Source organism: Lysobacter sp. A378 (genome assembly GCF_054052125.1).
Genome location: NZ_JBSVRK010000003.1, coordinates 248,708 through 274,123, shown reverse-complemented (window position 1 = coordinate 274,123; position 25,416 = coordinate 248,708). Strand labels below are relative to the sequence as shown.

Sequence of the window (25,416 nt, the reverse complement as noted above, 5' to 3'; positions counted from 1 at the left end):
CGCATCCCCCCATCAACGGAGCGAATCCCCATGACCATCGCAGTCACCGGCGCCGCCGGCCAGCCTCTCCGCACAACAGGAACAACCGGATCATGACAACTCAAAGCAACGCCACTCCCCCGGCCAAACGCACCCTGGGCAAGACCGGCCTGCAGATCGCCCCGCTGGTCTTTGGCGGCAACGTGTTCGGCTGGACAGCCGACAAGGACACGTCGTTCGCCATGCTGGATCGCTTCATCGGTGCGGGACTCAACGCCATCGATACCGCCGATGCGTATTCGGCCTGGGTGCCGGGCAACGAGGGCGGTGAATCGGAAACCATCATTGGGCAGTGGTTCAAGGCCGATATTTCGCGCCGCGACAAGGTCGTGCTCATCACCAAGGTCGGCTCGCCGCTGGGGCCGGATCGCAGCGGCCTGTCGGCCAAGCGCATCGTGGGCGCCGCAGAGGACTCGCTGCGCCGGCTGCAGACCGATCGCATCGATCTGTACCTCAGCCACTATCCCGATGAGCAGACGCCCGTGGAAGAATCCCTACGCGCCTACGAAACCCTCATCAAGCAGGGCAAGGTGCGCGCCATCGGTGCCTCCAACCACAGTGCGGCGCAGCTGCGGGAAGCCCTGGATGTTGCCGGCAACGCTGGCCTGCCGCGCTACGACGTGTTGCAGCCCGAGTACAACCTCTACGATCGCGCGGGCTACGACGGCGAGCTGCGCGATGTGGCCATGGCCGAACAGCTGGGGGTTATCACCTACTTCAGCCTGGCGTCGGGGTTCCTGACCGGAAAGTACCGCAGCAAGGACGACCTGGGCAAGAGCGTGCGCGGCGGCGGCGTCGAGAAGTACCTCGATGCGCGCGGCCTGCGCATCCTCGCGGCGCTCGACGCGGTGGCCAAGGCGCGGAATGCCAAGGCGGCGGAAGTCGCGCTGGCGTGGCTGATCGCGCGTGAAGGCGTGACCGCGCCGATCGCCAGCGCCACCAGCGTCGAGCAGGTTGACGGCCTGATCCGCGCCACCCGACTGACGCTGACTGCGACCGATATCGCCAGCCTGGACGATGCCAGCGCCCTGGCTTGAGGTTGCGTTTGGCCATGGCCGCGGCTCCACCGGTCTATTGATGAGTGGAGCTAATAGAAAAACGGGGTCAGAAAAACGGGGTCACCAGGCTACATATTTATGACATCCCAAGGAGCTCATATGCTATATTAATGTTCATTTTATCTCCACCGAAGCGGAACTTTTTTATTCCTGTAGTGACCATTGAACCGCCATATCTGTATAGCGGAGGATCCATGACCACGACCCGTCCCATGCGACAGCTGGCGAGAAAGCGGCTGGACGAGCGCTTCGCCGCCCTTAGACCCCTGAATCTGTCCACCCGCGCCGCGCCCCGCGGCGGCTGGATCCGCGCGATCCGCGAGGCCTTGGGCATGCCGCGCCGCGAGCTCGGCCGGCGGATGGGCGTGGGCGAGAAACGGGTGATGCAGCTCGAGCGTGGCGAGGCGCAGGGCAAGCTCACCATCGAGTCGCTCGCGCGCGCCGCCGAGGCGCTCGACTGCGAGCTCGTGGTCGCCCTCGTGCCACGGCGCCCGCTGGAGCAGACCGTCATCGAGCGGCGGATGCAGCTGGCGGCCTCGTGGCTCAAGAGCCGGGCGCTGCACACGATGGCGATGGAGAACCAGGCGGTATCGCTCGACGACCTGCCGAGCCAGCTCGTGCGCGAGATCGAGCAGCAGTTCCCCGACGAGCGCCTTTGGGATCCGACTTGAGCACACCGCCCGATGCGATGCGGTCCTGGATGGACCCGGAAGAGGATGGGCAGACGCCGCTCGACCCCGACGAGGCCCAAGGGCTGAAGCCATCGTTCGTCGCGACGCGGGCCGACCTCAATGCCGCGGAGGCCATGAATATCATCGCCGGCATGAAGTTGGCCGAGTCGCAGGTCCGGCCAGGTGCCGAGGTCGCGTCGGACCTGTTCCTTCGCGAGCTGCATGCCCGGTTGTTCGGCCAGGTGTGGACGTGGGCCGGCGAGTACCGGACGACCGAGCGGAACATCGGAATCGATCCTGTGCGCATCACGATGGCGGTGCGACAGCTCTTCGACGAGGTCGCCGGCTGGCAGGAATACGGGAGCTATCCGCTCGACGAGCAGGCCGCGCGGCTGCATCACCGCCTGACCTTCATCCATCCGTTCCCAAACGGCAACGGCCGCACGTCGCGCGCGATGGCCGACCTTTTCCTGCGCGCCAAGGGTGCGCCCGCACTGAGTTGGGGCGCGTCATTGCCAGTGGCCGACGCGCGTGCGCGCTATCTGGCGGCGGTGCGCGCCGCCGATGAACACGACTTCAGCCCGTTGCTCGACTTCATCCGCCTCTAGCAGCCTGTCGGACGCACGCCCCTCGAGGTTGCGCCTAGCCACGGCGGCAGCTCCACAGGTCTATTAGTAAGTTCAGCTAATAGGTGCAATGAAGTCAAGGTATCTAATCGTCACATTGCATCTGTCGCAGACTGTTCGGTCTCAACCTGCGAGGAGTGGACATGGACAAGCCATACGTCGTCATCCATACGCACACATCCATCGATGGCAATCGGGACATCATGGATCTTCCGGAATTCAGGGAGGCGAGCCGGCAGTATCAGGAGCGCGGCACCTTGTGGATCCGTTATTCCGTCACGCCATGACATCCGCCGATCCCGCCAACCCCGGCAACCCCGCCAGCGACACGTCCGCGGCGCAGCAGGCCGGGGCGGAACCCGCTTACTGGAGCGGCGTCTTCGCGATGACGATGTGCGTGTTCGCGCTCATCGCCTCGGAGTTCATGCCCGTCAGCCTGCTGACGCCGATCGCCACCGATCTGCGGATCAGTGAAGGCTGGGCAGGCTACGGGATCGCCATCTCCGGCGCCTTTGCGGTGCTGACCAGCCTGTCCATCTCGACGCTCGCCGGCACCATGAACCGCAAGACCCTGCTGCTGGTGTTGACCGGGCTGATGTGCGCTTCGGGCCTGGTCGTTGGATTGGCGCCCGACTACCTGACCTACATGATCGGACGTGCGCTGATCGGTGTGGTCGTGGGCGGGTTCTGGGCCCTGTCGGCGGCGGTGGCGATGCGGCTGGTGCCGAGCGACGAGGTGCCCAGGGCGCTGGCCATCTTCAATGGCGGCAACGCGCTGGCGGTGGTAGTGGCCGCGCCAGTGGGTGCGTGGCTTGGCGGGGCCGTCGGTTGGCGCGGTGCGTTTCTGTGCCTGGTCCCGGTGGCGTTGATCGCGCTTGTCTGGCAATGGATCAGCCTGCCGTCGATGCCGCCCGGCCCGCGCACGGCGGGCTCCGGCAACGTCTTCAGGTTGCTCAGGCGCCGGCTGGTCACCCTCGGCATGCTGGCGGTCGGCGCCTTCTTCATGGGGCAGTTCGTGCTGTTCACCTACGTGCGGCCGTTCCTCGAGATGGTGACGCTGGTGGACGTGGCCACGCTGTCGTTCATCCTGCTGATCATCGGCGTCGCGGGCCTCATCGGCACCGCGGTCATCGGCACGCTCCTGAAGATGGATTTCTATCGCACGCTGGTGGTGATTCCACTGCTGATGGCCGTGACCGCCGTGGCGCTGGTCGCGTTCGGCGGCTGGCTCGCCGGCGTGGCGGTGCTGTTCGGCCTCTGGGGCCTGCTGGCCACGGCCGCGCCCGTGGGCTGGTGGTCGTGGGTGGCCAGGACACTGCCGGACGACGCCGAGGCCGGTGGCGGGTTGATGGTGGCGGTGATCCAGCTGTCGATCGCGCTGGGCTCGACGGTCGGCGGTGTGCTGTTCGACACCAGTGGCTATGCGACCACGTTCGTGGTGAGCGCCGCGGTGTTGCTGGCTGCGGCAGTCCTCGCGCTTCTCACCGCTCGCGCGGAACCCGGCCGGCCTGAAGCCTCGAAAGGCACCTGAACGGAGGCCTCCTATAAATCTGGTATAAATGACGATGAAATTTATATCAAATTTATAGGTGCTCGATGAAATTGCCGGTGGCGGCGCCGCAACTCGATGAATTGTCCAAACGGGGCGAACTCCGCCTGGAGCAGGTGCTGGCTCACGGGGTGGGACCCGAGGTGGACGGGGCATACGAGCATTGGGATCACCTTCGGCACCTGAAGCCGCCGGCTGAAATGACATCCGAAACCTGGTGGGCGGCGATAAAATTGGCCCGCCAGGGGCTGGAGCGGAACCTTCCTTTGCGTGACAGGCAGGGAAGGCCGTTCACCGTCTCGATCACGGGCGCCATGCAGCGCAAGTTGCATTTCTTGGACCGCGAAGCCGCTGGCGCCATTCAAAGTGCCGGCATGATCGACGACGAGTCGGCACGCAAGCAGTACCTGATGCGTTCGCTGATCGAAGAGGCGATGACTTCCTCGCAACTGGAGGGGGCGTCGACCACCCGGCGGATCGCCAAGGAAATGCTCAGTACCGGACGCACGCCGCGTGACCGCAGCGAGCAGATGATTTTCAACAACTACGCGATGATGCAGTCGTTGCGGCGTTTGCGAGACCGGCCTTTGAGCGTGGACGGCATCCTTGAGATGCACCGCCTGCTGATGCGCGATGCGCTGGATGATCCGGAGCAGGCGGGAAGGCTGCGTACCGCCGCTGACAACGTGGTGGTGCAGGATCGGGGCGATCCGACGATCACGCTGCACGTGCCGCCACCGGCAGTGGAATTGCCGCAGCGGCTGCAGGCGCTATGCGACTTCGCCAACGACGGTGACCGGGGCGAGTTCCTGCACCCGATTGTGCGAGCCATCGCCATCCACTTCCAGGTCGGTTACGACCACCCGTTCTGCGACGGCAATGGCCGAACCGCGCGAGCGTTGTTCTACTGGTCGATGCTGCGCTCGGGCTACTGGCTGAGCGAATACGTATCGATTTCCAGCGTGTTGAAGCGGGCACCGCAGCAGTACGTGCGCGCCTACCTGCACACCGAGAGCGATGGCACCGACATGACTTATTTCGTCGCCCACCAACTGGATGTCGTGATCGCCGCTGTCGATGGATTGCGCGCCTACCTCGCGCGCAAGGGCCGCGAGCGCATGCAGGCCGAAGCGCTGTTGCGCCCCGGTTCTCCGCTGGGTGCCGAACTCAACCATCGCCAGCGGGCCTTGTTGCTCCATGCCATCCGCCATCCGGACAGCCGCTACGAAATTGCCGGGCATCAGGCGGCGCACCGGGTGACCTATCCGACCGCACGCGCCGACCTGATCGGACTGGCCGAACTGGGCCTGATGTTGAAGGACAAATCGGGCAAGGCCTTCCTGTTTTACCCAGCGCCTGACCTGGCGCAGAGGCTGGGCCATTGAACACGTGAGCAGAGCGACATGAGACGACAGCAAAGGATCGTCCACACGGGCAGTGGGCATAGGCTGCGATGACGGCCCAGACCACGAGACCTTCGCGAAAGCCCGTTGTGCGTTGGTTCCTGGCGGCGGCGGTGCTTCTGGTCATCAGCGTCCTACTATGGGGCCACGAAGAGCTTCCAGGCCTTGGCGGGCGCAGTGTCTCGACCACCTTGACGGACACGGCCGATACCCGCTTGGGGCGTGCCATCGCCTCCCGCGTCGAGGCCCATCCCGGGACTTCCGGCGTCGTGCCGTTGATCGAGGGGCGCGATGCGTTCGCCGCGCGCTTCCTGCTGGCGGATGCGGCCGAGCGCACGCTCGATATCCAGTACTACATCTGGCATGACGACCTGTCAGGCACGTTGTTGTTCGAGTCGGCCCATCGCGCTGCCGACCGTGGCGTGCGCGTGCGCCTGTTGCTGGACGACAACAACACCGTTGGTCTCGACCAGCGGCTGGCCGCGCTGGACGCGCATCCGCAGATCGAGGTGCGGTTGTTCAATCCTTTCGTCAACCGGGATTGGCGCTGGCTGGGTTACCTCACGGATTTCGCACGCCTGAACCGGCGCATGCACAACAAGTCGTTCACCGCCGACAACCAGGCCACGATCATCGGCGGTCGCAACGTGGGCGACGAGTACTTCGATGTGGGCGGCGAGCTGCTGTTCGCCGACCTGGACGTGCTTGCGATCGGGCCGGTGGTCGACGATGTGTCGCGTGATTTTGATCGCTACTGGGCCAGTGCCTCGTCCTACCCGGCCGATCGCATCCTGGCGACGGCCGATCTGGCCCTGCTCGACGAGCTCAGCCGTGACGCCGCGTTGGTGGCGCGCGACCCGGCGGCGCGGGAGTACCTGGAGGCAATCGCCGCGTCTGCTTTCATGAGCGACTTGCTGGCCGCACGTTTGCCGATCGAATGGGCGCCGACGCGGCTGGTCAGCGACGACCCGGCCAAGGGGCTCGGGCGCGCCGAAGATGATGGCCTGCTGACCACGCGCCTGGGTGAGGCGATCGGTACGCCGATGCACGAGCTGTACCTGGTGTCGCCCTACTTTGTGCCCGGTGCGGACGGGGTCGATTATTTCGCGGGTCTGGTCGGGCGGGGTGTCGAGGTCAGCGTCTTCACCAACTCATTGGAGGCAACCGACGTCGCCGCGGTGCATTCCGGTTATGCCAAGCGCCGCAAGCCGCTGCTGGAGGCCGGGGTCACCCTGTGGGAGATGAAGCGCAAGACGGTGTCATCCCAGCTCAGGGATCGCGGCCTGCCGGGCAGTTCCGCCTCCAGCCTGCATGCCAAGACATTTTCGCTGGATGGTTTGCACGTTTTCATCGGTTCGTTCAACTTCGATCCGCGCTCGGACCGGCTCAACACCGAGATGGGTTTCGTGATCGACAGTCCGGTGCTGGCCGGCCAGATCGCGGACCTGTTTTCGCGGCAGGTTCCGGCCAATGCCTATCGCCTCCGCATTGGCGACGATGGCGAGTTGCAGTGGGTGGAAATGCACGACGGCCGCCAAATCGTGCACGACGAGGAGCCGGGTACCGGTTTTCTCGATCGTGCAGCGGTGGCGGTGATGTCGGTGCTGCCGATCGAGTGGTTGCTGTAAGGGTCGCGCGGCTACTCGCTGTTCCCCAGAAGCTGGCGCAGTACGTATTGCAGGATGCCGCCGTGCTGGAAGTACGCGGCCTCGGCCGGTGTATCGATGCGCACGGTCGCGGTGAACTCGCGGGCATCGCCGCTTCCGGCATCCGGTTCCACGCGCACGGTGACGGTGTTGGGCACGTCCCTGCCGGCAAGGCCGGTGATCGAGTAGGTCTCCGCGCCGGTAAGACCCAGGCTTTCGGCGCTGTCGCCCGCGGAGAACTGCAGCGGCAGCACCCCCATGCCGATCAGGTTGGAGCGGTGGATGCGCTCGAACGAGGTCGTCAGCACCGCCTTGACCCCCAGCAGCAGGGTGCCCTTGGCCGCCCAGTCCCGCGATGAGCCCGATCCGTACTCGGCGCCGGCGATGACGATCAGCGGCACGCCGTCCGCCTGGTACTTCGTCGACGCATCAAAGATGCTCAGCTGCCCGCCGTCGGGCAGGTGGCGGGTGAATCCACCTTCTACCCCGGGCACCAGCTGGTTGCGCAGGCGGATGTTGGCGAAGGTGCCGCGGATCATCACCTCGTGGTTGCCGCGCCGGGAACCGTAGGAGTTGAAGTCCTTGGGCTCCACGCCCTGCTCCATGAGGTACTGCCCCGCCGGCGAATCGCGCTTGATGGCGCCTGCCGGCGAGATGTGGTCGGTGGTGACCGAGTCGCCAAGCAGGGCCAGCACGCGGGCGCCGGTGATATCGGTGAGCGCTTGCGGCCGGCGCGGCATGCCATCGAAGTACGGCGGCCGGCGCACGTAGGTGGAGGTATCGGACCACGCGAACATGTTGGCGGTCGGGACCTCCAGCCCCTGCCAGTTGTCGTCGCCGTCAAACACGTTGGCGTAACCGTCTGCGAACATCTGGGCTTGCACGACGTTGTCGACCACCGCCGCGATTTCCTGGCTCGATGGCCAGACGTCCTTCAGGTACACCGGCTGGCCATCGCTTCCGGTGCCCAGCGAATCGGTCAGCAGGTTGATGTTCATGGTGCCGGCCAAGGCATAGGCGACCACCAGCGGCGGCGAGGCCAGGAAGTTCATCTCGGTCTCGGCGTGGATGCGGCCCTCGAAGTTCCGGTTGCCTGACAGCACGGCGCTCACCGAGAGGTCGTTCTGTGCAACCGCCTGGCTGACCGCGGGAATGAGGGGGCCGGAGTTGCCAATGCAAGTGGTGCAGCCGTAGCCCACCAGGTCGAAGCCCAGTTGGTCCAGGAACGGGGTGAGACCGGCTTTTTCAAAGTAGTCGGTGACCACCCGGGAGCCGGGTGCGAGCGACGTCTTCACCCAGGGCTTGACGCTGAGCCCGCGCTCGACCGCCTTCTTTGCCAGCAGGCCGGCGCCGATCATGACCCACGGGTTGGAGGTATTGGTGCAGCTGGTGATCGCGGCAATCACCACATGGCCGTTGTCGATGGTGAGGGTATCGGCGCCGGGTTTGCCGTCCGGGATCGTCACCGTGGACGGGTTGGACAACCACTCGCGCGGCTCTTCGTACCCGGAGCGGTCGACCGGCGGTTTGCTGCGCTCCTGGTGGCTACCGTAAGCGACCGGGTCGCTGGCCGGGAAAGATTCGGAAGACGCCTCATCCAGTCCGGTGAGTTGCTGGGGTACTTTCGAACCTTCGTGCAGGATGGCGTTGATGGCGCCGCGTGCGTTCGATAGCGCGATACGGTCCTGCGGCCGCTTGGGCCCGGCGATGGATGGCTCGACGCTGGCGAGGTCGAACTCGATGGTCTGGGAGTAGACGGCTTCGTGCTCGGGGTCGTGCCACAGGCCCTGTTCCCGCGCGTAGGCCTCGACCAGCGCCACCTGCTGCTTGCTGCGACCGGTGAGGCGCAGGTAGCTCAGCGTTTCTTCGTCGATCGGGAAGATCGCGCAGGTCGAGCCGTATTCCGGGCTCATGTTGCCCAGCGTCGCCCGGTTCGCCAGCGGGATGTTGGCCACGCCCGGGCCGTAGAACTCGACGAACTTGCCGACCACGCCGGTTTTGCGCAGGGTTTCCGCAACCGTGAGCACCAGGTCGGTCGCCGTCACCCCCTCGCGCAGGGCGCCGCTGAGCTTGAACCCGAGTACGGGCGGGATCAGCATGCTCATTGGCTGGCCGAGCATCGCCGCCTCCGCTTCGATGCCGCCAACGCCCCAGCCCAGCACGCCCAGGCCGTTCACCATCGGTGTGTGCGAGTCGGTGCCCACCAGCGTGTCGGGATACGCCTGGGTCAAGCCGCCGGCGCCCTTGTCGGGCCGGGTGAAGACCACGCGCGACAGGTACTCGAGGTTCACCTGGTGGCAGATGCCGGTGTCGGGCGGGACCACCAGGAAATCGTCAAACGCCTGTTGTGCCCACCGCAGCAGCTGGTAGCGCTCCTGGTTGCGCTCGAACTCGAGCTCGGCATTGATCTGGAATGCGTCCGTCGACCCGAAGGCATCGACGATCACCGAGTGGTCGATGACCAGCTCGGACGGGATCAGCGGGTTGATCTTCTGCGGGTCGCCGCCAAACGATGCCATCGCATCACGCATCGCCACCAGGTCGACCACGCACGGCACCCCGGTGAAATCCTGCAACAGCACACGCGCGGGGGTGTACTGGATCTCGGTGTCACTGGTTGCCTGTGGGTCCCAAGCAGCGAGCGCAGTGACCTGCTCCGCGGTGACCAGGCGGCCATCCTCGTTGCGCAGCAGGTTCTCCAGCAATACTTTCAGGCTGTAGGGCAGCCGGTGGGAACCTTCCACCGCGTCCAGCCGGAAGATCTCGTATTTGTCATCCCCAACGGTGAGCGTGTCTTGGGCGCCAAAACTGTTGGTCATGGTCAAGCCTCCGGATTACGGGCCCGTGGCGCAGGCGTGCAGGAGGCCCTGGCTCCATCGTCGCAGAATATCGGCGTGGGGGTATTTGCGCCCACGCAAATCGGGTGTTGGAATTGGTGCGGACGACCACCATCTAGGTAGCGTTCCCCCGCAACCGACGCGCCTGTCGGCCTGCGCCCGGGAGTTGCTTGCAGGAGAAGCTCATGAGTGTGTACAGCAAGAACCCCGATGCCCTGTCGAAGCTTTCGCCGGAGCAATATCGGGTCACCCAGCAAAGTGGCACCGAGCGGCCCGGTACGGGCGAGTACCTGGACAACCGGGCGCCGGGCATCTATGTGGATATCGTGTCAGGCGAGCCATTGTTCGCCTCGTCCGACAAGTTCCACTCCGATTGTGGCTGGCCCAGCTTCACCAAGCCGATCGAGCCGGCCCACGTCAACGAGGTGCACGACGACAGCCACGGCATGACCCGCATCGAAGTGCGCTCCAAGCACGGCGACAGCCACCTGGGGCACGTGTTCCCCGATGGCCCGTCGGACCATGGCGGGCTGCGCTACTGCATCAACTCCGCATCGCTGCGGTTCATCCACCGCGATGACATGGCGGCGGCGGGTTACGAGGCCTGGCTGGACCAGGTGGAGGACGTGAAATGAGTACCGAACGTGCCGTCCTGGCGGGCGGTTGCTTCTGGGGCATGCAGGACCTGATTCGCAGCTATGACGGCGTGATCTCCACGCGGGTCGGTTACAGCGGCGGCGATGTGCCCAACGCGACCTATCGCAACCACGGCAGCCATGCCGAATCGATCGAGATCACCTTCGACCCGTCGAAGCTGAGCTATCGCGAGGTGCTGGAGTTCTTCTTCCAGATCCACGACCCGTCCACGACGGACCGGCAGGGCAATGACCTGGGCAGTTCCTATCGCTCGGCGATCTTCACCACCTCCGACGAGCAGCGGCGGGTTGCCGAGGACACCATCGCCGACGTCGATGCTTCCGGCCTGTGGCCCGGCAAGGTGGTCACCAAGGTCGAGCCGGTAGGCGACTTCTGGGAAGCCGAACCCGAGCATCAGGACTACCTGGAGCGTTATCCCGAGGGCTACACCTGCCACTTCATCCGGCCGGACTGGACGCTTCCGCGCCGCGACGCCTGAAGACACGTTGCTACGTTCGCTGCCTCTTGCAGGTGTGGTGCCAGCCGTTTCACCCCAGCAAGATGCAGCAATTTCGACGCTGCATGAGCTTTACACATATTCAAATTGAGTTACTGTGAAAACCGGGCACGCTTTGTGTTGCCGTACTCCTGCGGCCAGACACTGGAAGCCTTGACCATGAAACCCTTACTGCTCTCGACCGTTGTTTCCCTCGCCTTGGCCGGCTTCGCGTGCGCCGGTTCACCTGTCCAGGCGCACGAGCACGCAACGACGACACCCGCCGCGTTGGCGGCAACCACCGCGACGCAGGCCGAGGCCGCGCCCGCAGCGCCGCAGCTGCAAGCGGCCCTGCGCGGGTTGTGGCACGGCCACGTGGTCGCGACGCGCAACTATGCGCTCGCCGTGAAAGCCGATGATGCCGCCGCCGCAGACCTCGCTGCGAATGCGGTCGTCGACAATGCCAAGGCACTCTCCGACGCGGTGGCGGGTTTCTATGGGGCCGCCGCCGGTGAAGAAATGCTGCGCCTGCTCGGTGGCCACTGGGGTGGCGTCAAGGCGCTGTCCGACGCCAACCTCCAAGGTGATACCGCCGGGGCGAGCGCGGCGATGGATGACCTGGTCGCCAACGCTGGCGAGATCGCCACGTTCCTGGCCGGCGCCAATCCGAACCTGCCGGTCGACGCGGTTAACGGGCTGCTGCTCGCCCACGCCGCCCATCACGACGCGCAGACCCGGGAGATCATGGCCGGCGACATGGATGCCGAAGCACAGACCTGGGTCGCCATGCAGGCGCACATGGACGTAATCGCCGATGCGCTGGCGGGCGCGATTGCCAAACAGTTCCCGGACAAGGTGAGCTGAGTCATGAGCGGCCTGCACCGGTTCGGCGCCACCCAGCAAAAGCTGTTGCGCGCCTTGTTGCCGGCCGGGCAGGGCCTCGGGGTCGAAGAGCTGTGCAAGCCGCTGCGCATCAGTCACAACGCAGTGAGGCAACACCTCACTGCGTTGCTGGCGGGTGGATTCGTGTGCCACGGCGTGGCGCGAGCGAGCGGCGGTCGCCCTCAGGCGCGGTACCTTTTGACGATGGCGGGGCGCGAGTTGTTCCCGCGCAATTACGGTTTGATCGCAACCAAAGTGCTGGAGCGGTTGTACACCGACGCCGGGCCCGCGCAGGTGCAAACGATGCTGGTGGCGATGGGACGCGAGCTTGGTCACCAGGCTGCGGCTACCGACACCGCCAACGACACGGGTGACGCTGCGAAGACCTTGGCACAGCAACTGGACGCGCTGGGCTACGAGGCGCAGGCAATCCGCCGCGACGGCGAAATGCAGGTCGAAGCCTACAACTGCGTATTCCACGAACTGGCCCGCAATCATCCGGAGGTGTGCCGTTTCGACATCGCTTTCATGGAGGCAGCCAGTGGGCACCAGGTGCAGCACCTGGAATGCCTGGTGCGTGGCGGCGAAGCCTGTCGCTTCCGGCTCGGCGCCGCGGTGGGGGCCGACGCAGCGCCTGGGGAGCACGAGCAGTGAACGCTGCAATTGAACCAGCCGGACACCCCGACTATCGAGAACGTGAGTGCGGGCGTCGCGACTGCCTTTTCAAGCGTGTTCGCAGGATCACTCGTGACAGCGGGAGAGACGATTGAAGCCGCTTCCGGGTTCCGGATCGGCAGCGGTCGGGCTGCACCCGCGCAATCGCCATCAAGGTCGGTATGATTTCGCGCTGTTGACGGCCGGGTGCCCGGAGTTGTCAGCCTTCCTGATCACCACGCCCGCGGGCGAGACGAGCCTGGACTTCGGCAATCCGCAAGCGGTGCGCGCCTTGAACCGCGCCCTGCTGAAGACCCAGTACGGCATCGCGCACTGGGACATCCCCGACGGCTACCTGTGTCCGCCAATCCCGGGCAGGGCCGATTACCTGCACGGGTTGGCGGATCTGCTGGCCGAGGCCAATGGCGGCGTCGTCCCGCGCGGCTCGGCGGTATACGCGCTGGACATCGGCGTGGGCGCCAACTGCATCTACCCGCTGCTGGGCCACGGCGAGTACGGCTGGCGGTTTGTCGGCTCGGAGGTCGATGCCATCGCATTGCGCTCGGCCGCCGCCATCGTGCAGGCGAATCCCGGTCTGGACGAGGCCATCGAGTTGCGTCACCAGCCCGGGCGAGGTGAGGTATTCGCCGGCTTGTTGCGTCCCGATGAGTGGTTCGATCTGACCCTGTGCAACCCGCCATTCCACGCCTCCGCGAAGGAGGCCGCGAGCGGCAGCCGGCGCAAGTGGCAGCAGCTCGGCAAACCGGCGCCGGGACGCGACGGCCCGTCCTTGAACTTCGGCGGCCAGGCGACCGAGTTGTGGTGCACCGGCGGCGAAGCCTCCTTCATCCGTCGGATGATCCGCGAGAGCGCCGCCATCGCGCAGCAGGTGTTGTGGTTCAGCAGCCTGGTGGCGAAGTCCGAGCATCTGGCCGACGTGCGCCGCCAACTCCGGAAGGCCGGCGCACAGGAAGTGCGTGAGGTAGCGATGGCGCAGGGCAGCAAGCAAAGCCGGTTCGTCGCCTGGACGTTCCACGACGCGGCCCGCCGCGAGGCATGGGCGGCGGCGCGCTGGAAAGCGCCGCGCGGTTAGGCACTTGCGCTCAATGGGTGGCGGGCGGCGCGTCCAGCAGGGTCATCGTCATCGTGTGGGTCATGCGGACGGGGACGCGAGCGCTGTTGCCGGGCGCGGGTTCGTATGAGCTGGCAGACACTCCGGCGACCGCCCATTGCCCGTTGGCGCTTGCCGGCTCGGTGGAAACCACGCGTGCGCCCCGAACCTTGCCATCGGCGCCGATGACGTAGGTGACCTCGACGGTATGCGCCATCGCGCGCGGTGCACCGGAACGTGCCCTGACCCTGACGTCCGCCATTTCCAGCCGTGTCGAGACGATTTCGCTTGTCGGGATCCAGTAGTTCTGGATTTCCTCGTCGCCGATCTCCAAGACCGCCGCGTTGTTTGAGGGAGTTGCTGCGCAACCCGCAAGCGCCAGCACCGTGCCGGCACAAATCATCATGAGGGGTTTCATCGGGCTGTCGTCCTTGGTGATTCGAAGGGTCAAGACCCTATCAGGTCCCTGCAAGCAGCGAGGCGAGACGTCATAGCTTAACCATCGCCTCTGGCAGCTCTCGCCTTTTGCGATAGCGAAGCGCTCGATTGGCGTGGATCTGTATCAGGCAGTCACTTCCGCAGTCTGATTGCCGTGTCGAACGCTTGATTGATCTCTTTCGATCGTTGCTCGGCAAGAGCTCGGATTTCAGGGGCGAGTTGTTGGACTTTGTCCGGATGGTATTGGCTCATCTGTCTTTTGTAGGCCGCAGAAATCTCTTGCCGGTCGGCCTGCAGATCGACGCCGAGGACTTCATGCCAAGGACGGGTTGGGTCATTGTCCGGCTCGGCCGGGATCACCGGCTCATCGGGCGACGCGTCCCGTCGCAGGTATGGGACGAGTACGGCAACCAGCCAGTAGCCCAGTATGCCGGCCAGGATGATCACCACGCTTTCGGCACCAGTCATGACTGCTTTCCTTCAAACCGTTGACGATAGGTGTGCAATGCGGGGTAGTGCGGATCGTCCTCGCTGCTCAGTGAGAGGGCGTCGGTCAGGCGTTTGTCGATCTGGTTACGCAGGAGGCGTGATTCGATCGGCGAGCACAGGTGCGTTTCCGCCCGGATCGGGTCCGCATGGAGGCCGCGATGCAGGCAGATCTTGCGCACCAGGTTGATGGCAAGCGGCGGGCACGCCAGAGCCTCGAATCCCCACGCCAGTACGCTCCGCCGGTCCAGTCCCAACACCCTGCGATAGCGCCACATCTGCCAGGCCAGCAAACTGGCGCATAGGTACATCAGGGCCAACAGGGCGAGCAGTGCCAGTGGGTGGGGATACCACCACAGCAGCAACGGCAGCACGACGAAGAGCAGCGTGAACATGGCGTGGCACACCGGTTTGAATGATTCGAGTGCCGCGAGGAAATGACGCAAGGCCGGCCAGTGCTCCTTGTCTTGGGCGTGAGCCTGGTCCAGCCAGCTGGTACGGAATACCGCACGCGTAGGCGTCAGCGGATTGGGTACAAACAGGTGGCGGCCGACCAGCTGCGCATCAGCCCCGATCGAGGTGGTCCAGCCTTTCCTTGTCTGCAGGAAGGTCGCCTCGTCGTAATGCAGGAGCATCATCGAGTCCTGCAAGTAGAGCGCGAAGGCGCCCAGCACGAGAATGACCTCCAAGGCGATGGGCCTTTACGACTGCTTGTCCGACTTGCCGGCGAAAATCTTGCGCAGAGCGGCGCCGATCCCGATGAAGGCCACAATCACCAGCTTCCAGGCCTTGGCAAGAAACACGGCAATAGCGGCGAAAAAACCTTTCTTTGATGCGACTGCGGCAGCGCCTCCGGTGATGAGGGCGGCGAGGCCGTAGGCAGCCACCCGGTCGCCGGGCTGGTACTCCGCATACCTCTCGCCGACGTTGTAGTGATAGCCAGGCAGGAGCTGTTTGAACTCGGCAATCGAGGCGTGCAGGTCGTCGGGACTGGCAACCAACACGACCTCCATGACGCCGCGACGACCCAGCAGCCGGGTGTTGTAGTTCACGATCTGGTTGCCAGACCCTTCCATTTCGGCCAGAACGGCCCATTCGAGCGTCTTGAGCTGTTCGTCGTACTGGGGTTTGAAGCTCCAGCCGAGAATCTGCATCGTGTCCCAGCCATTCTTGCGACGCTCAATATTCCCGTGTTTGGTTCCCTCGCGGATCGAGATCAGAATCTCGTCGGGATCCAGCGATTCGTTGTCTTCGATGTAGCCGGTTTCGCTGAAATTGAAGAATGCAATCCAGCTCAGGTCGTCCGGCGCGATGGTGTACTCGTCGACTCCGCTTGCTGGGTTCTCCAGCAGGACGTTGAGTTTTCTGGTGTCTCCTGCGCCAAGGAAGGCATACCTATCGGGTAAGGCGATGGTTGCGCGATTGGCGATGGTCGCCTTGGCGGGGCCGAGTTGCCACGGAAGTTCACCAATCGGGTTTTCTTCCGCAGCGCCCTGCGCCTGGAATACAACAGTTGCAGCCAAGGCCAGAGCGGCCAGCAGTACCGAGCGCAGTTTCATCGCGTGATTTCCCCTGGTGATGTATTGGCGATCGCACAGTCGGACACGGATGAGTTGCCGCTATCGGCGCAGGCGCATTTCCCTCCCCGGAAAGATGCCACCCATCGTCTTCCTGATCCTGGGGTAATCCTATGTCATCAATTCGGATTAATGAAGCCTGTTGAGCGGCGAATGAAGGAGAACCATGGTGGTCAGCAGGTGACGCGCTAATAGGATCAACCGGTTCGTCGCCTGGACGTTCCACGACGCGGCCCGCCGCGAGGCATGGGCTGCGGCGCGCTGGAACGGGCAGGGCTATCAGGCAACGGCGGGTACTCGCTCGATCCGGGCGGCATAGCATCCCCGGGTGGCGTAATGGGCCTGGAGATAGCTCACCTGTGGGTCAGCGAACAGCCGCGCTATGGAGGACTCGGTGTCCCGCCCATCGACCAGTTCGGCCGCCACCATCATGTGGGCCGCGTCGAACGCGCGCAGCGACAGCATCCGCGTAAGCAGAGCGTCGGGAACGACGTTGGTACGGTCGTAAGCGGTCGAGGCGCCTTCACGCACGAAGATCGCGTGAGCCGCGCGGTACGGGGTGGCAGCGGGCTGATGTTCGTAGTTGACCAGGATCAGCGATTCGCCCTGCGCGGCATCGCGGATCTCCACCCGGTCGGGTAGACGGGAGTCCGCGTCCGCGATCCAGCGTTGGGCGCCATGCTCTGCCAACTGCAGGTCGGGCAGTCCGAACAGGTGTTCAAACGGGGCGGGCGAGAGCCCGATAATGCGGTAAGCCATGGCGGCGTCCAGGTGAGGGTGGACGGGCAGGTTAGTGGAGCGGCCGGGGCGTTGCGCGCCGGATTCGGACGCGATAGCCCGTTCGCGATGGGCAACGACCCTCAGTCACTGCCGGCATTGAGGGTCAGCCGGAAGAACGCCAGCGCGTCGGCGTTGGTTTGCCGATGCACCTTGTCGCGGTCGACGCCCGGAGGGTCGCTACAGATTTCGGCGGCATCCCTGGCCAGTTCGGGCGAGCAGGGCGACATGAACACCCAATGATCCGCCCCCGGCACCATGGAGCTGTCAGTCAGCGTGCGGATCAGCGGTTTGATGTGCAGCGCGTTCTCCGATGGCAGCAGCACGCGGTCGTTCTGGGCGTAGTAGAGGAATACCGGACGGTCAATCGCCGCGATCCCGGAATTGTCGAAGATCAGGCTCAACGGCGCCATGACGAAAGCCGCCTTGACGCGCGGATCCTTGGTGTCGCCCCATCGCTTCAGGTCGTTTTGCTGGGTTTGCATGAAGTCGGCGATGGTCCGTGATTTGCTGGCGGTCTTTGCCTTGATCCGATCTGCCGCATCGCATATGGCGCGGTCGGTGGGGTGTCTGTTGCAATAGCTGATGAAACGCTCGAATCGCGGTACGGCGCCCACCATCAGCAAGCTGGTGTAGCCGCCTGCCGAGAACCCCGCCACCCCGATGCGATCGGTGTCGATCAGCTGGCCCCAGCGCGGGTCTTCCAGCAGCACGGTGATCAATGCCGCTATCTGGATCGGCCGGCCGACCAGCACCGACGAGGTGCCGACTCCGCTCTGGTCGTGGAAGTTGTCCTTGGGGTGTTCAAGGGTGGCGACGATGAAGCCGTGGCCGGCCAGGTAGCTCGCAAGATCGTGATGCCCGAGGTTGGATCCCCCGTTGCCGTGCGAAATCACTACCAGCGGCTTCGCCCCTGACAATGGCGGTGCATCGAACGCGGCGGCGACGTTGTAGGGACCGACAGCCGTGGTTGTTTCGACCGGCTGTTCCGAAGGGTAGAACACGAAGCCGGGCATCTGGACGCCGTTGACCGGGTCGGGTGCGTGGAATGGTGCCAGACCGACCCCCGTTGCTTCCTGGGCGAACAACCCGAATGGCACGATGAGCAGTAACAGGGAACACCAGCACAATCGCCAGAAGCTGATGTCATGGAATGACGTGATGCGATCGTTGGCCGGATTGGATGGTGCGGCCTCCGGTGAAGGCATGACCAAAGGGACGAGGTTTCGTTGTCCGGTCATTGCTTCGCGATCGCTTTGGGCGGGTCGCAACCCAGCTCGGGGACTTCGTCTCCGGCACTCACGCACAACCGGAAACCCTGCAGGCCTGCGATCTGGCGGCTCTCGCCTTTTGCGACGGTGAAGCGCTCGATTGGCTTGGATTCGCAGCGCTCGAGCTGCGGACTCGTCGGCCCGGACGCTGGCGGACACTCCCGCGGGAACACGGTGTAGTGGCACGCACCGCTGGCGCTGCGCAGGCATTCGAAACGCGCCACGCCGGCCTGGGTGGTGGCCTGGCTATAGAGAGTGTCGGTGCCGTCGACGGTGGCGCGGGTGACATACGTACTGCTGCCGATGTCGCAGCCGAACAACGACAGCACGAAATAGACCAAGGCCATAAGTTTCATAAATCACCTCGCGAAAGCATGAAGGTTCGGTGAGCCGGATGCCGGGTTGGCAGCGGCGACTCGTGAGTGGCGGTCGGCAGCGATCACATATGCCGGAACAGGGTCATGAACGGTGCGCTGACGGCCAGGGTCTCGGGCCGCGATTTGAGGCGGACGACGCCGCGGCCGCTGTCATCGCGGACGATCCCGGCGATGGCCTTCAGGTTGACGATGGTGGAGCGGTGGATCTGCTTGAACGTGGTCGTGTCCAGCACCGTGAGCAGTTCCTTGATCGGCGTGCGCAACAGGGCTTCGCCCTCGGCAGTCATCACCGTCGTGTACTTGTGGTCGGCGCGGAAGTAGGCGACGTCATCGACCAGGATCAGACGGGTCTCGCGGCCGGCGCTGGCGGTGATCCAGGTCAATGGCGGGGGCAGGTCGTCGCGCGGGCGGACCGGGCCCAGCCGTTCCACCAGTGCGGCCAGCGTGGCGGCGTCGTTGTTGCCGGTGCGCGCCTGCAAGCGGGTGACGGTGGCGGCCAGCCGCGCCGGGGTGATGGGTTTGAGCAGGTAGTCAATCGCCCCGCGCTCGAAGGCGTCGATGGCGTACTGGTCGTATGCAGTGACAAACACGATCTGGGTGTCAGGGCTGACTTCCGAGGCGGCCGTCGCGACCTCCAGGCCGCTGAGACCCGGCATGCGGATGTCGAGAAAGGCGACGTCGGGCCGGTGCTCTGCCAGGGCCTCCAGCGCGCTGGCGCCGTCCTCGCATTCGGCCAGCACCTGCAGTTGCGGCCATGCGTGGCGGAGCTGGTCGAGCAGTGACTGGCGCAGCAGCGCTTCGTCTTCGGCAACGATGCAGGTACCGGTGGCGCCCGGATCAGACATGGCGGGAGTCCTGTGCGGTGCCGGCAGGGACGGTCAGGGTCGCGGCGACGCCGGCGGGGAAGTTGGCAATCACCGTCAACGCTGCGTTGGTGTCGTAGATCAGGCGCAGGCGTTCGCGCACGTTCTTCAGGCCGATGCCGGTGCCACTGGTTTTGGTGTTGAAACCGTCGCCGTCGTCGGCCACGGTCACCGCCACCGATTCCTCGCTGCGGCGTGCGCGGATCCACACCGTGCCGCCGCCGGTCCGTGGCTCCAGCCCGTGCTTGATGGCGTTCTCCACCAGGGTTTGCAGCATCATCGGTGGCAATGGCGTGGCGCGCAGGTTCTCGGGTACGTCGACCTGCACCGACAGGCGCGCGCCCATGCGGATCCTGAGGATCTCCAGGTAGGCCAATGCGCGTTCCAGCTCCGCACCCAGGGTCGACAGCTCGTCATCGGTGCGCGGCAGCGAATGACGCAGGTACTGGATGAGATGGCCCAGCATGTCGTCTGCCGCCGGCGGGTCGCTGCGGGTCAGCAACTGCGCGCTGGCCAGCGTGTTGTAGAGGAAGTGCGGCTCGACCTGTGCATGCAACAGGCTGAGCTTGGCGACGGTCAGTTCCTTCTCGGTCGAGGTCTGGGCGGCGGCGGCCTGCTCGTTGCGACGGCCCTCGGCGATGCGGCGGGTGATGGCGCGGGTGATCGCCTCGGCGTTTTCGAAGTTGGTGCCGTCGTCGACCAGGAACCAGTCGCTCCAGGCGGGACTTTCCGGCTCGCAGATCAGGGTCACGCTGCCGCTGTCGTCGCCAGGGGTGACGGTCGCAAGGATCTGGTTGCGTGGGATGCCGAACCACAACATCGGATTCCAGCGTCCCAGTGGACGTTCGCCGTAGATGTCGGGACGTTTGACCTTGGCCCGGACCTGCAGGCTGTCGCGCGCGCTTTCGACGCTCTGGATGCGCGGCAACTCCCGGATCGCCGCATCGACCAGGTCAAAGGCTTCTCCGGCTTCCAGCGGGATCTCGACCTGCCGTCGCTGGCGGTTGCCGAGCGTGGCCTTGTCAATGTGCCCGGCGATCAGCCGTACCCGCCCCAGGTGCGAGATCGCGCCGGTGACCACCAACGCCATGATGACCATGCCGCCCAGCACGATCGGCCACTCCAGCCAGCCAATCAGCGGCAGTTCGGACCACAGTCCTGCGAACAGGAAGATCGCCAGCATCCAGACGATGGCAAGGCGGAGGACGAAGAAGGTGCTTCTGATCACGGTGATTCCCGCACGGCTTTGAACTGGGTCGGAGCATAGCGAGCCCGGCTGTGGGAGCGGCAAGGATTGCGACGAAACCGGAACTACGGCGACGAAGCGGGGGTAATCGTGTCTGGTTGTCGACTCCGCGCGGACTACCCTGCTAGTTTGCACGGCTGGACACCACTGACTTCAGGAGATCACCTTGGCCAACGCAACGCACGATCTGGAGCTGTTCGTACGCGACGCCCTCGCCAAGGGGGAGTCCAGGGATGCGATCGAGGCCGCCCTCACTTCGGCCGGATGGCCGCCGGAGCAGTCGCACAGCGCATTGGCTGCGTATGCCGATGTCGAGTTTCCGGTGCCGGTACCGCGGCCGCGACCGTATCTCTCGGCGCGCGAAGCGTTCCTCTACCTGGTCCTGTTCGCGACGCTGTACGTGTCGGCGTATCACCTGGGTGGGCTGCTGTTCGACTTTATCAACCGGGCGTTCCCGGATCCGGCCGATTCGGGCTACGCGGTTCGCCAGATTGACCAGTCCATGCGCTGGTCGGTGGCATCGCTGGTGATCGCGTTCCCGGTGTTCCTGTTTGTCGCGCGCCACCTGGGCAAGGAGCTGGCGCGCAGCCCGGTCAACCGGCAGTCGCTGGTGCGTCGCTGGCTGACCTACCTGACCTTGTTTCTCGCGGCCGGGATCCTGATCGGCGACCTGATCACCCTGGTCTACAGCCTGCTGAGCGGAGAGCTGTCGGTGCGCTTCGTGCTCAAGGTGCTGGTGGTGGGCGTGATTTCCGGCACCATCTTCGGCTATTACCTGCTGGATCTGCGCCGCGAGGAGAAGCCGTCATGAGTGCGGGCCAGCAAGTGGGTAGCGGGCAGCCGCGGGCGGGTCGCTGGTTGGCGATCGTCGCCACCGTCGTCGTTGTGTTGACCGTGGGGGCGGCGATCACGGTGATGCGCTCACCCTCGGCGCAGCGCGAGGTGACTCTGGACAGCAAGCGGGTGCAGGACCTGCAGCAAATCGTCCAACTGGTCGATTTGTATGCACGGCAGCACGACGCACTGCCACCGGATATCGCTACCCTGGCAAGCCTGCCGGGACAGCAGGTCCCGCGCGACCCGGTGGACGGCGCGACGTACGACTACCAGGTCACCGGTGAGCGCGGTTATCGTCTCTGCGCGAACTTCAGCACCGACACCGCCCGCACTGCAGTCGGTCAGCCACGGGGCGGGGTCGAGTGGAATCACGCGGCCGGTCGCCATTGTTTCGACCGCGAGCACGAGCCTGCGGCGGACTCCGGTCAGGGACCGCCGAGGCAGCGCGCTGCAATCGACTGAGCGTGTCAATCCGCGTGGTGGGCGAACGCGGACGTGCTGCCGTCGTGGGCGACGAGTTCGACGACATAGGGCTGGACGCGGCCGTCGGGCAGCTCCATTCCCGGTGAGCCGGCCGGCATGCCGGGCACGACCAGCCCCTTGCCTTCCGGCCGCTCCGTCAGCAGCCGCTTGATGTCATCCGCCGGGACATGGCCTTCGACGAAATAGCCGTCCACTTCCGCGGTATGGCAGGAGCCCTTGCCATACGGAACGCCCACCCGCTCCTTGATCGCATTCACGTTGTGGGTATTCACGACCTGGACCGTGAATCCGGCGTGTTCCATGTGCTCCACCCACAACTGGCAACAGCCGCAATTGGGGCTCTTGCTGACGACCATCAACGGCAGGGCTGACTGGGCGGGCACCGGACTTTGCGCGGAGACGTCCGATGCGGAGTGGGTGAACAGTGTCGGCGACGATGCCGGCACAGTGTTGTTGTCGGGCGCTTGCGCGCATGCGGTGAGAGCATGCGCAGAGGCTAGCGCGATGATGGTCAATACGAGTCGGTTGCGTTTCATGGGTGTTTCTCACTTGTATCGTGATAGGTGAAGGCTCGTGGGTGGAGGCTGCAGTGGTTGTTCGCCGCGGCTAGAACCAGATCCGCACGCCTGCCACCAGGCGGGTATCGCGGGTGTCCTCGCCCTCGCTGCGACGGAAGTCCGTGGTGTTGCCGAACACGCGTTCGTGGACCACGCCGATATACGGGGCGAATTTCCGGTCGATCTCGTAACGCAGGCGTATACCGGCCTCCACAGTGCTCAACCCGGAACCGGTTCCTCGTGCCGGGTCATCCTTGCCGAAGGCCGTTACCTCGACCAGTGGCTGGAGGATCAGCCGGTTGGTCAGCAGCAATTCGTACTCGACCTCCACGTTGGCCGCCGTCTGGCCCGACTCGCCGACGTAGGCGGTGGCCGAGACCTCGAACTTGTAGGGTGCCAGGCCCTGCACTCCGAAGGCCGCCCAGGTCTGCGAGCCACCCGGGTTGAAATCGTGCTTGATGCCCGCCAGGACGTCCCACCAGGTCGACACGCTGCGTCCGTAGAAGGCTTCCAGTTCGGCCGCTTCGGTCTTGCCGCCGATGCGCTCGCCCTCGGTGCGCAGCCACAGCCGGTTGAGGTCGCTGCCCACCCAGACCTGAGCTTCCCAGAGTTGTCCCGTGCCTGGCTGGGCATCCCAGGCTTCCAGACGGTTGAACGCCACGTAGCGGTTGATCTCGGGCGCATGATTCATCGGCAGCGTCAGCACCGGGAATGCGGCCGCACGGTCGGCATCGGTTACCGTGGGAATCGGCGTGATCGGTTCCGTCTGTGGTGGCGCGCCATGCCCCATCGCGGCGTGATCCATGGTCGAGTGGTCCATCGCGCCATGGTCCATGCCCGAGTGATCGGAAGTCTTGGCAGGTGATGCAGTGGCCGGGTGATGTGGGGATTGATCCGTGCTGCCATGCCCCATCGCGGCATGATCCATGGCCGCGTGGTCGATGTCCTTTTGACTGGCATCGTCGCCGTGGTTCATTGCCGAATGGTCAACCGGCGTCGGCTCGGCGTGGTCGTGATGATCCTGGGCAGCGGCAGTGCCATGCAGAGCCAGACCCAGCGCGAGCGCCATCACCGTGGTGGAGGTGAAAAGAGACCGACTCATTCCTCGACCCTCACTTCGCGCATCATTCCCGCTTCCATGTGGTACAGCAGGTGGCAGTGGAAGGCCCAGCGGCCGAGGGCGTCGGCGCGGACGCGATAGCTGCGTTTGGTGCCCGGCGGGATATCGACGGTGTGCTTGCGCAGATGGAAGTCGCCGTTCTCGTCCTCCAGGTCGCTCCACATGCCGTGCAGGTGGATCGGGTGGCCCATCATGGTGTCGTTGACCAGCACGATGCGCATGCGCTCGCCGTAGTTGAGGCGGAGCGGTTCGACATCGGCGAATTTCTGGCCGTTGAACGACCAGGCGAACTTCTCCATGTGGCCGGTCAGGTGCAGCTCGACCTCGCGGCTGGGCTCGCGGCCGTCCGGATCGTCGAACAGGCTCTTCATCGCGGCGTAGGTCAGTACCGTGCGGCCGTTGTCGCGCAGCCCCATGCCGGGGTCGTCCAGTTTCGGTGCCAGCGACATCGCCTGCATGTCGACCAGCGGGTTGCCGGTTTCACTGGCGGGGTGTTGCTGCATGCCGCCCGCCGAGTGGTCCATGCCGGACATCGCCTGCATGTCGTGGCCGGCGTGCCCCATGGCCGCATGCCCTGTGTCGGCATCACCCGCGCTGCCGTGACCCATGCTGCCGTGGTCCATGCCGCCATGCCCCATGTCGTCCATGGTCAGCAACGGGCGCGGGTCCAGCGGCGGCACCGGTGGTTGCAGGCCCTGGCGCACTGCGAGGGTGCCGCGCGCGTAGCCGGTACGGCCCATGTCCTGGGCGAAGATCGCAAAGGCATCCGCTCCCGAAGGCTCGACCAGTACATCGAAAGTCTCGGCCACAGCGATGCGGAACTCGTCGACGGTGACGGGGTGGATGTACTGCCCGTCGGCGGCGACCACGGTCATCTTCAGGCCCGGGATGCGCACGTCGAAATAGGTCATTGCCGAGCCGTTGATGAAGCGCAGCAGGACCTTCTCGCCCGGACGGAACAGGCCGGTCCAGTTGCCGGCCGGCGCGGTGCCGTTCATCAGGAAGGTGTAGGTGTGGCCGTTGATGTCGGAAATGTCGGACGGCGTCATCCGCATCTGCCCCCACATCATCCGGTCCCGCAGCGTGGCCGACAGACCTTCACTGCGCGCATCACGCACGAAGTCGCCGACGGTGGGCTGGTAGTAGTTGTCGTAGCTGGCGTTCTTCTTCATGCGCCGGAACAGCGCGGTCGGATCCATGTCGGTCCAGTCCGACAGCAGCACCACGTGCTCGCGGTCGTAGTGGTAGGGGGCCGGCGCGCGCGGCTCGACGATGATCGGGCCGTACAGCCCGGCCTGCTCCTGGAACATCGAGTGGCTGTGGTACCAGTAGGTGCCGGACTGCTGCAGCTGGAATTGGTAGGTGAACGTTTCGCCCGGCGCGATGCCGTCGAAGCTCAGGCCGGGCACGCCGTCCATGTTGGCCGGCAGCAAAATGCCGTGCCAGTGGATCGACGAATACGCATCGCGCAGGCGGTTGGCCACGCGTACGGTCACGGTGTCGCCTTCGCGCCAGCGCAGCAGCGGCGCCGGCAACGTGCCATTGACGGTGACGGCCGGGCGGGCGCGGCCGGTGAAATCGACCATCGAGCCGCCAATGGACAGGTCGAAGTCGGTGCCGCTCAGGGTCTGCAGGGTCTGGGCAGCGCCGCTGGCGGCAAGCGCCGGCAAGCGCCAAAGCCCCATGCCGGCAGCGAGGCCGCCAGCGGCCAGCCCGGTGACAAAACGACGTCGGGAGGGCGCCGCCGGGGGGAGCCCGGAAGAATCGGTGGACATG

Annotated in this window: 27 protein-coding genes; 14 read left to right on the top strand and 13 right to left on the bottom strand. The window is 65.1% G+C overall.

All coding sequences use genetic code 11. The annotated features are described in order from the left end of the window. Positions 1-92 precede the first annotated feature (92 nt). The 7 genes from ACW7G1_RS12745 (at position 93) to ACW7G1_RS12715 (ending at position 6,974) form a co-directional block, all read left to right on the top strand. Positions 93-1,076: an aldo/keto reductase gene (locus ACW7G1_RS12745; RefSeq protein WP_456980126.1), complete on the top strand. Its 984-nt coding sequence runs from the start codon at positions 93-95 to the stop codon at positions 1,074-1,076. A 215-nt stretch (positions 1,077-1,291) separates the two neighbouring features. Further along, a complete protein-coding gene (locus ACW7G1_RS12740) occupies positions 1,292-1,768 on the top strand; it encodes a mobile mystery protein A (RefSeq protein ID WP_456980125.1) in 477 nt (158 codons plus the stop codon). Further along, on the top strand, positions 1,765-2,376 hold the full coding sequence (locus tag ACW7G1_RS12735; protein WP_456980124.1) for a mobile mystery protein B: 612 nt from the start codon (positions 1,765-1,767) through the stop codon (positions 2,374-2,376). The genes ACW7G1_RS12740 and ACW7G1_RS12735 overlap by 4 nt, the downstream gene beginning before the upstream one ends. Positions 2,377-2,537: 161 nt before the next feature. After that, a complete protein-coding gene (locus ACW7G1_RS12730) occupies positions 2,538-2,681 on the top strand; it encodes a hypothetical protein (protein WP_456980123.1) in 144 nt (47 codons plus the stop codon). Beyond that, entirely contained in the window at positions 2,678-3,925 is a 1,248-nt protein-coding gene (locus tag ACW7G1_RS12725) for an MFS transporter (protein WP_456980122.1), read from the top strand. Before ACW7G1_RS12730 ends, ACW7G1_RS12725 begins: the two co-directional genes overlap by 4 nt. Positions 3,926-4,257: 332 nt before the next feature. After that, complete coding sequence (locus ACW7G1_RS12720; RefSeq protein WP_456980121.1) at positions 4,258-5,328, top strand: Fic family protein; 1,071 nt, start codon at positions 4,258-4,260, stop codon at positions 5,326-5,328. 107 nt (positions 5,329-5,435) lie between these two features. Beyond that, entirely contained in the window at positions 5,436-6,974 is a 1,539-nt protein-coding gene (locus ACW7G1_RS12715; protein ID WP_456980120.1) for a phospholipase D family protein, read from the top strand. Positions 6,975-6,985: 11 nt separating this feature from the next. Here the strand turns inward: ACW7G1_RS12715 and ACW7G1_RS12710 are convergent, their stop codons facing one another. After that, the gene (locus ACW7G1_RS12710; protein ID WP_456980119.1) at positions 6,986-9,811 is read right to left on the bottom strand and encodes an aconitate hydratase; all 2,826 of its coding nucleotides are present in this window, start codon (positions 9,809-9,811) and stop codon (positions 6,986-6,988) included. Positions 9,812-10,014: 203 nt separating this feature from the next. Between ACW7G1_RS12710 and msrB the strand changes: the two genes are divergently transcribed. From msrB to rlmF, 5 genes are all read left to right on the top strand, one after another. Continuing rightward, positions 10,015-10,464 carry a peptide-methionine (R)-S-oxide reductase MsrB gene (msrB, locus tag ACW7G1_RS12705; RefSeq protein ID WP_456980118.1) on the top strand — a complete coding sequence of 150 codons (450 nt, stop codon included), beginning with the start codon at positions 10,015-10,017 and terminating at the stop codon, positions 10,462-10,464. After that, positions 10,461-10,964, top strand: a complete 504-nt coding sequence (msrA, locus tag ACW7G1_RS12700) for a peptide-methionine (S)-S-oxide reductase MsrA (RefSeq protein ID WP_456980117.1) — start codon at positions 10,461-10,463, stop codon at positions 10,962-10,964. The genes msrB and msrA overlap by 4 nt, the downstream gene beginning before the upstream one ends. 177 nt (positions 10,965-11,141) lie before the next feature. Then, positions 11,142-11,825 (top strand): hypothetical protein, encoded by a 684-nt coding sequence (locus ACW7G1_RS12695; RefSeq protein ID WP_456980116.1) that lies wholly within the window; start codon positions 11,142-11,144, stop codon positions 11,823-11,825. Positions 11,826-11,828: 3 nt separating this feature from the next. Further along, positions 11,829-12,497 (top strand): helix-turn-helix transcriptional regulator, encoded by a 669-nt coding sequence (locus ACW7G1_RS12690; RefSeq protein ID WP_456980115.1) that lies wholly within the window; start codon positions 11,829-11,831, stop codon positions 12,495-12,497. Positions 12,498-12,609: 112 nt separating this feature from the next. Beyond that, positions 12,610-13,590 carry a 23S rRNA (adenine(1618)-N(6))-methyltransferase RlmF gene (gene rlmF, locus ACW7G1_RS12685; RefSeq protein ID WP_456980114.1) on the top strand — a complete coding sequence of 327 codons (981 nt, stop codon included), beginning with the start codon at positions 12,610-12,612 and terminating at the stop codon, positions 13,588-13,590. A gap of 10 nt (positions 13,591-13,600) precedes the next feature. Here rlmF and ACW7G1_RS12680 read toward each other — a convergent pair whose 3' ends face one another. The 9 genes from ACW7G1_RS12680 to ACW7G1_RS12640 all read right to left on the bottom strand — a co-directional run bounded on the left by ACW7G1_RS12680 (position 13,601) and on the right by ACW7G1_RS12640 (position 20,625). Next, the gene (locus ACW7G1_RS12680; protein ID WP_456980113.1) at positions 13,601-14,014 is read right to left on the bottom strand and encodes a hypothetical protein; all 414 of its coding nucleotides are present in this window, start codon (positions 14,012-14,014) and stop codon (positions 13,601-13,603) included. A 164-nt stretch (positions 14,015-14,178) separates the two neighbouring features. Next, positions 14,179-14,514 (bottom strand): J domain-containing protein, encoded by a 336-nt coding sequence (locus tag ACW7G1_RS12675; protein WP_456980112.1) that lies wholly within the window; start codon positions 14,512-14,514, stop codon positions 14,179-14,181. Next, the gene (locus tag ACW7G1_RS12670) at positions 14,511-15,221 is read right to left on the bottom strand and encodes a hypothetical protein (protein WP_456980111.1); all 711 of its coding nucleotides are present in this window, start codon (positions 15,219-15,221) and stop codon (positions 14,511-14,513) included. Before ACW7G1_RS12670 ends, ACW7G1_RS12675 begins: the two co-directional genes overlap by 4 nt. Positions 15,222-15,233: 12 nt before the next feature. Then, the gene (locus ACW7G1_RS12665) at positions 15,234-16,091 is read right to left on the bottom strand and encodes a DUF2167 domain-containing protein (RefSeq protein WP_456980110.1); all 858 of its coding nucleotides are present in this window, start codon (positions 16,089-16,091) and stop codon (positions 15,234-15,236) included. A 297-nt stretch (positions 16,092-16,388) separates the two neighbouring features. Then, entirely contained in the window at positions 16,389-16,868 is a 480-nt protein-coding gene (locus ACW7G1_RS12660; protein WP_456980109.1) for a DUF1203 domain-containing protein, read from the bottom strand. Between the two features lie 101 nt (positions 16,869-16,969). Next, positions 16,970-18,094 carry an alpha/beta hydrolase family protein gene (locus tag ACW7G1_RS12655; protein ID WP_456980108.1) on the bottom strand — a complete coding sequence of 375 codons (1,125 nt, stop codon included), beginning with the start codon at positions 18,092-18,094 and terminating at the stop codon, positions 16,970-16,972. A 29-nt stretch (positions 18,095-18,123) separates the two neighbouring features. Continuing rightward, positions 18,124-18,513, bottom strand: coding sequence for a hypothetical protein (locus tag ACW7G1_RS12650; RefSeq protein WP_456980107.1), 390 nt, complete (start codon positions 18,511-18,513; stop codon positions 18,124-18,126). 83 nt (positions 18,514-18,596) lie between these two features. Continuing rightward, entirely contained in the window at positions 18,597-19,379 is a 783-nt protein-coding gene (locus ACW7G1_RS12645; protein WP_456980106.1) for a LytR/AlgR family response regulator transcription factor, read from the bottom strand. Further along, positions 19,372-20,625, bottom strand: coding sequence for a sensor histidine kinase (locus ACW7G1_RS12640; protein WP_456980105.1), 1,254 nt, complete (start codon positions 20,623-20,625; stop codon positions 19,372-19,374). Before ACW7G1_RS12640 ends, ACW7G1_RS12645 begins: the two co-directional genes overlap by 8 nt. Before the next feature lie 184 nt (positions 20,626-20,809). On the opposite strand from ACW7G1_RS12640, the gene ACW7G1_RS12635 reads away from it, so the two are divergent. Together ACW7G1_RS12635 and ACW7G1_RS12630 are read left to right on the top strand one after the other, a co-directional pair. After that, positions 20,810-21,454, top strand: a complete 645-nt coding sequence (locus ACW7G1_RS12635) for a DUF5671 domain-containing protein (protein ID WP_456980104.1) — start codon at positions 20,810-20,812, stop codon at positions 21,452-21,454. Then, positions 21,451-21,942 carry a hypothetical protein gene (locus ACW7G1_RS12630; RefSeq protein ID WP_456980103.1) on the top strand — a complete coding sequence of 164 codons (492 nt, stop codon included), beginning with the start codon at positions 21,451-21,453 and terminating at the stop codon, positions 21,940-21,942. Before ACW7G1_RS12635 ends, ACW7G1_RS12630 begins: the two co-directional genes overlap by 4 nt. 5 nt (positions 21,943-21,947) lie before the next feature. On the opposite strand, the gene ACW7G1_RS12625 is transcribed toward ACW7G1_RS12630, so the two are convergent. The 3 genes from ACW7G1_RS12625 to ACW7G1_RS12615 form a co-directional block, all read right to left on the bottom strand. Beyond that, a complete protein-coding gene (locus ACW7G1_RS12625) occupies positions 21,948-22,499 on the bottom strand; it encodes a DUF411 domain-containing protein (protein WP_456980102.1) in 552 nt (183 codons plus the stop codon). A 70-nt stretch (positions 22,500-22,569) separates the two neighbouring features. Continuing rightward, positions 22,570-23,622, bottom strand: coding sequence for a copper resistance protein B (locus tag ACW7G1_RS12620; protein ID WP_456980101.1), 1,053 nt, complete (start codon positions 23,620-23,622; stop codon positions 22,570-22,572). After that, positions 23,619-25,415, bottom strand: a complete 1,797-nt coding sequence (locus ACW7G1_RS12615) for a copper resistance system multicopper oxidase (RefSeq protein WP_456980100.1) — start codon at positions 25,413-25,415, stop codon at positions 23,619-23,621. Before ACW7G1_RS12615 ends, ACW7G1_RS12620 begins: the two co-directional genes overlap by 4 nt. Position 25,416 lies beyond the last annotated feature (1 nt).

Bases quoted from the DNA above. Each gene is read 5' to 3' on its own strand.
- ACW7G1_RS12745 (WP_456980126.1), top strand. From the start codon at position 93: ATGACAACTCAAAGCAACGCCACTCCCCCGGCCAAACGCACCCTGGGC.
- ACW7G1_RS12620 (WP_456980101.1), bottom strand. From the start codon at position 23,622: ATGAGTCGGTCTCTTTTCACCTCCACCACGGTGATGGCGCTCGCGCTG.
- ACW7G1_RS12730 (WP_456980123.1), top strand. From the start codon at position 2,538: ATGGACAAGCCATACGTCGTCATCCATACGCACACATCCATCGATGGC.
- ACW7G1_RS12690 (WP_456980115.1), top strand. From the start codon at position 11,829: ATGAGCGGCCTGCACCGGTTCGGCGCCACCCAGCAAAAGCTGTTGCGC.
- ACW7G1_RS12630 (WP_456980103.1), top strand. From the start codon at position 21,451: ATGAGTGCGGGCCAGCAAGTGGGTAGCGGGCAGCCGCGGGCGGGTCGC.
- ACW7G1_RS12615 (WP_456980100.1), bottom strand. From the start codon at position 25,415: ATGTCCACCGATTCTTCCGGGCTCCCCCCGGCGGCGCCCTCCCGACGT.
- ACW7G1_RS12740 (WP_456980125.1), top strand. From the start codon at position 1,292: ATGACCACGACCCGTCCCATGCGACAGCTGGCGAGAAAGCGGCTGGAC.
- ACW7G1_RS12650 (WP_456980107.1), bottom strand. From the start codon at position 18,513: ATGAAACTTATGGCCTTGGTCTATTTCGTGCTGTCGTTGTTCGGCTGC.
- ACW7G1_RS12660 (WP_456980109.1), bottom strand. From the start codon at position 16,868: ATGGCTTACCGCATTATCGGGCTCTCGCCCGCCCCGTTTGAACACCTG.
- ACW7G1_RS12680 (WP_456980113.1), bottom strand. From the start codon at position 14,014: ATGATGATTTGTGCCGGCACGGTGCTGGCGCTTGCGGGTTGCGCAGCA.
- ACW7G1_RS12625 (WP_456980102.1), bottom strand. From the start codon at position 22,499: ATGAAACGCAACCGACTCGTATTGACCATCATCGCGCTAGCCTCTGCG.
- ACW7G1_RS12655 (WP_456980108.1), bottom strand. From the start codon at position 18,094: ATGCCTTCACCGGAGGCCGCACCATCCAATCCGGCCAACGATCGCATC.
- ACW7G1_RS12725 (WP_456980122.1), top strand. From the start codon at position 2,678: ATGACATCCGCCGATCCCGCCAACCCCGGCAACCCCGCCAGCGACACG.
- ACW7G1_RS12665 (WP_456980110.1), bottom strand. From the start codon at position 16,091: ATGAAACTGCGCTCGGTACTGCTGGCCGCTCTGGCCTTGGCTGCAACT.
- ACW7G1_RS12710 (WP_456980119.1), bottom strand. From the start codon at position 9,811: ATGACCAACAGTTTTGGCGCCCAAGACACGCTCACCGTTGGGGATGAC.
- msrB (WP_456980118.1), top strand. From the start codon at position 10,015: ATGAGTGTGTACAGCAAGAACCCCGATGCCCTGTCGAAGCTTTCGCCG.
- ACW7G1_RS12675 (WP_456980112.1), bottom strand. From the start codon at position 14,514: ATGACTGGTGCCGAAAGCGTGGTGATCATCCTGGCCGGCATACTGGGC.
- ACW7G1_RS12720 (WP_456980121.1), top strand. From the start codon at position 4,258: ATGCAGCGCAAGTTGCATTTCTTGGACCGCGAAGCCGCTGGCGCCATT.
- ACW7G1_RS12695 (WP_456980116.1), top strand. From the start codon at position 11,142: ATGAAACCCTTACTGCTCTCGACCGTTGTTTCCCTCGCCTTGGCCGGC.
- ACW7G1_RS12645 (WP_456980106.1), bottom strand. From the start codon at position 19,379: ATGTCTGATCCGGGCGCCACCGGTACCTGCATCGTTGCCGAAGACGAA.
- msrA (WP_456980117.1), top strand. From the start codon at position 10,461: ATGAGTACCGAACGTGCCGTCCTGGCGGGCGGTTGCTTCTGGGGCATG.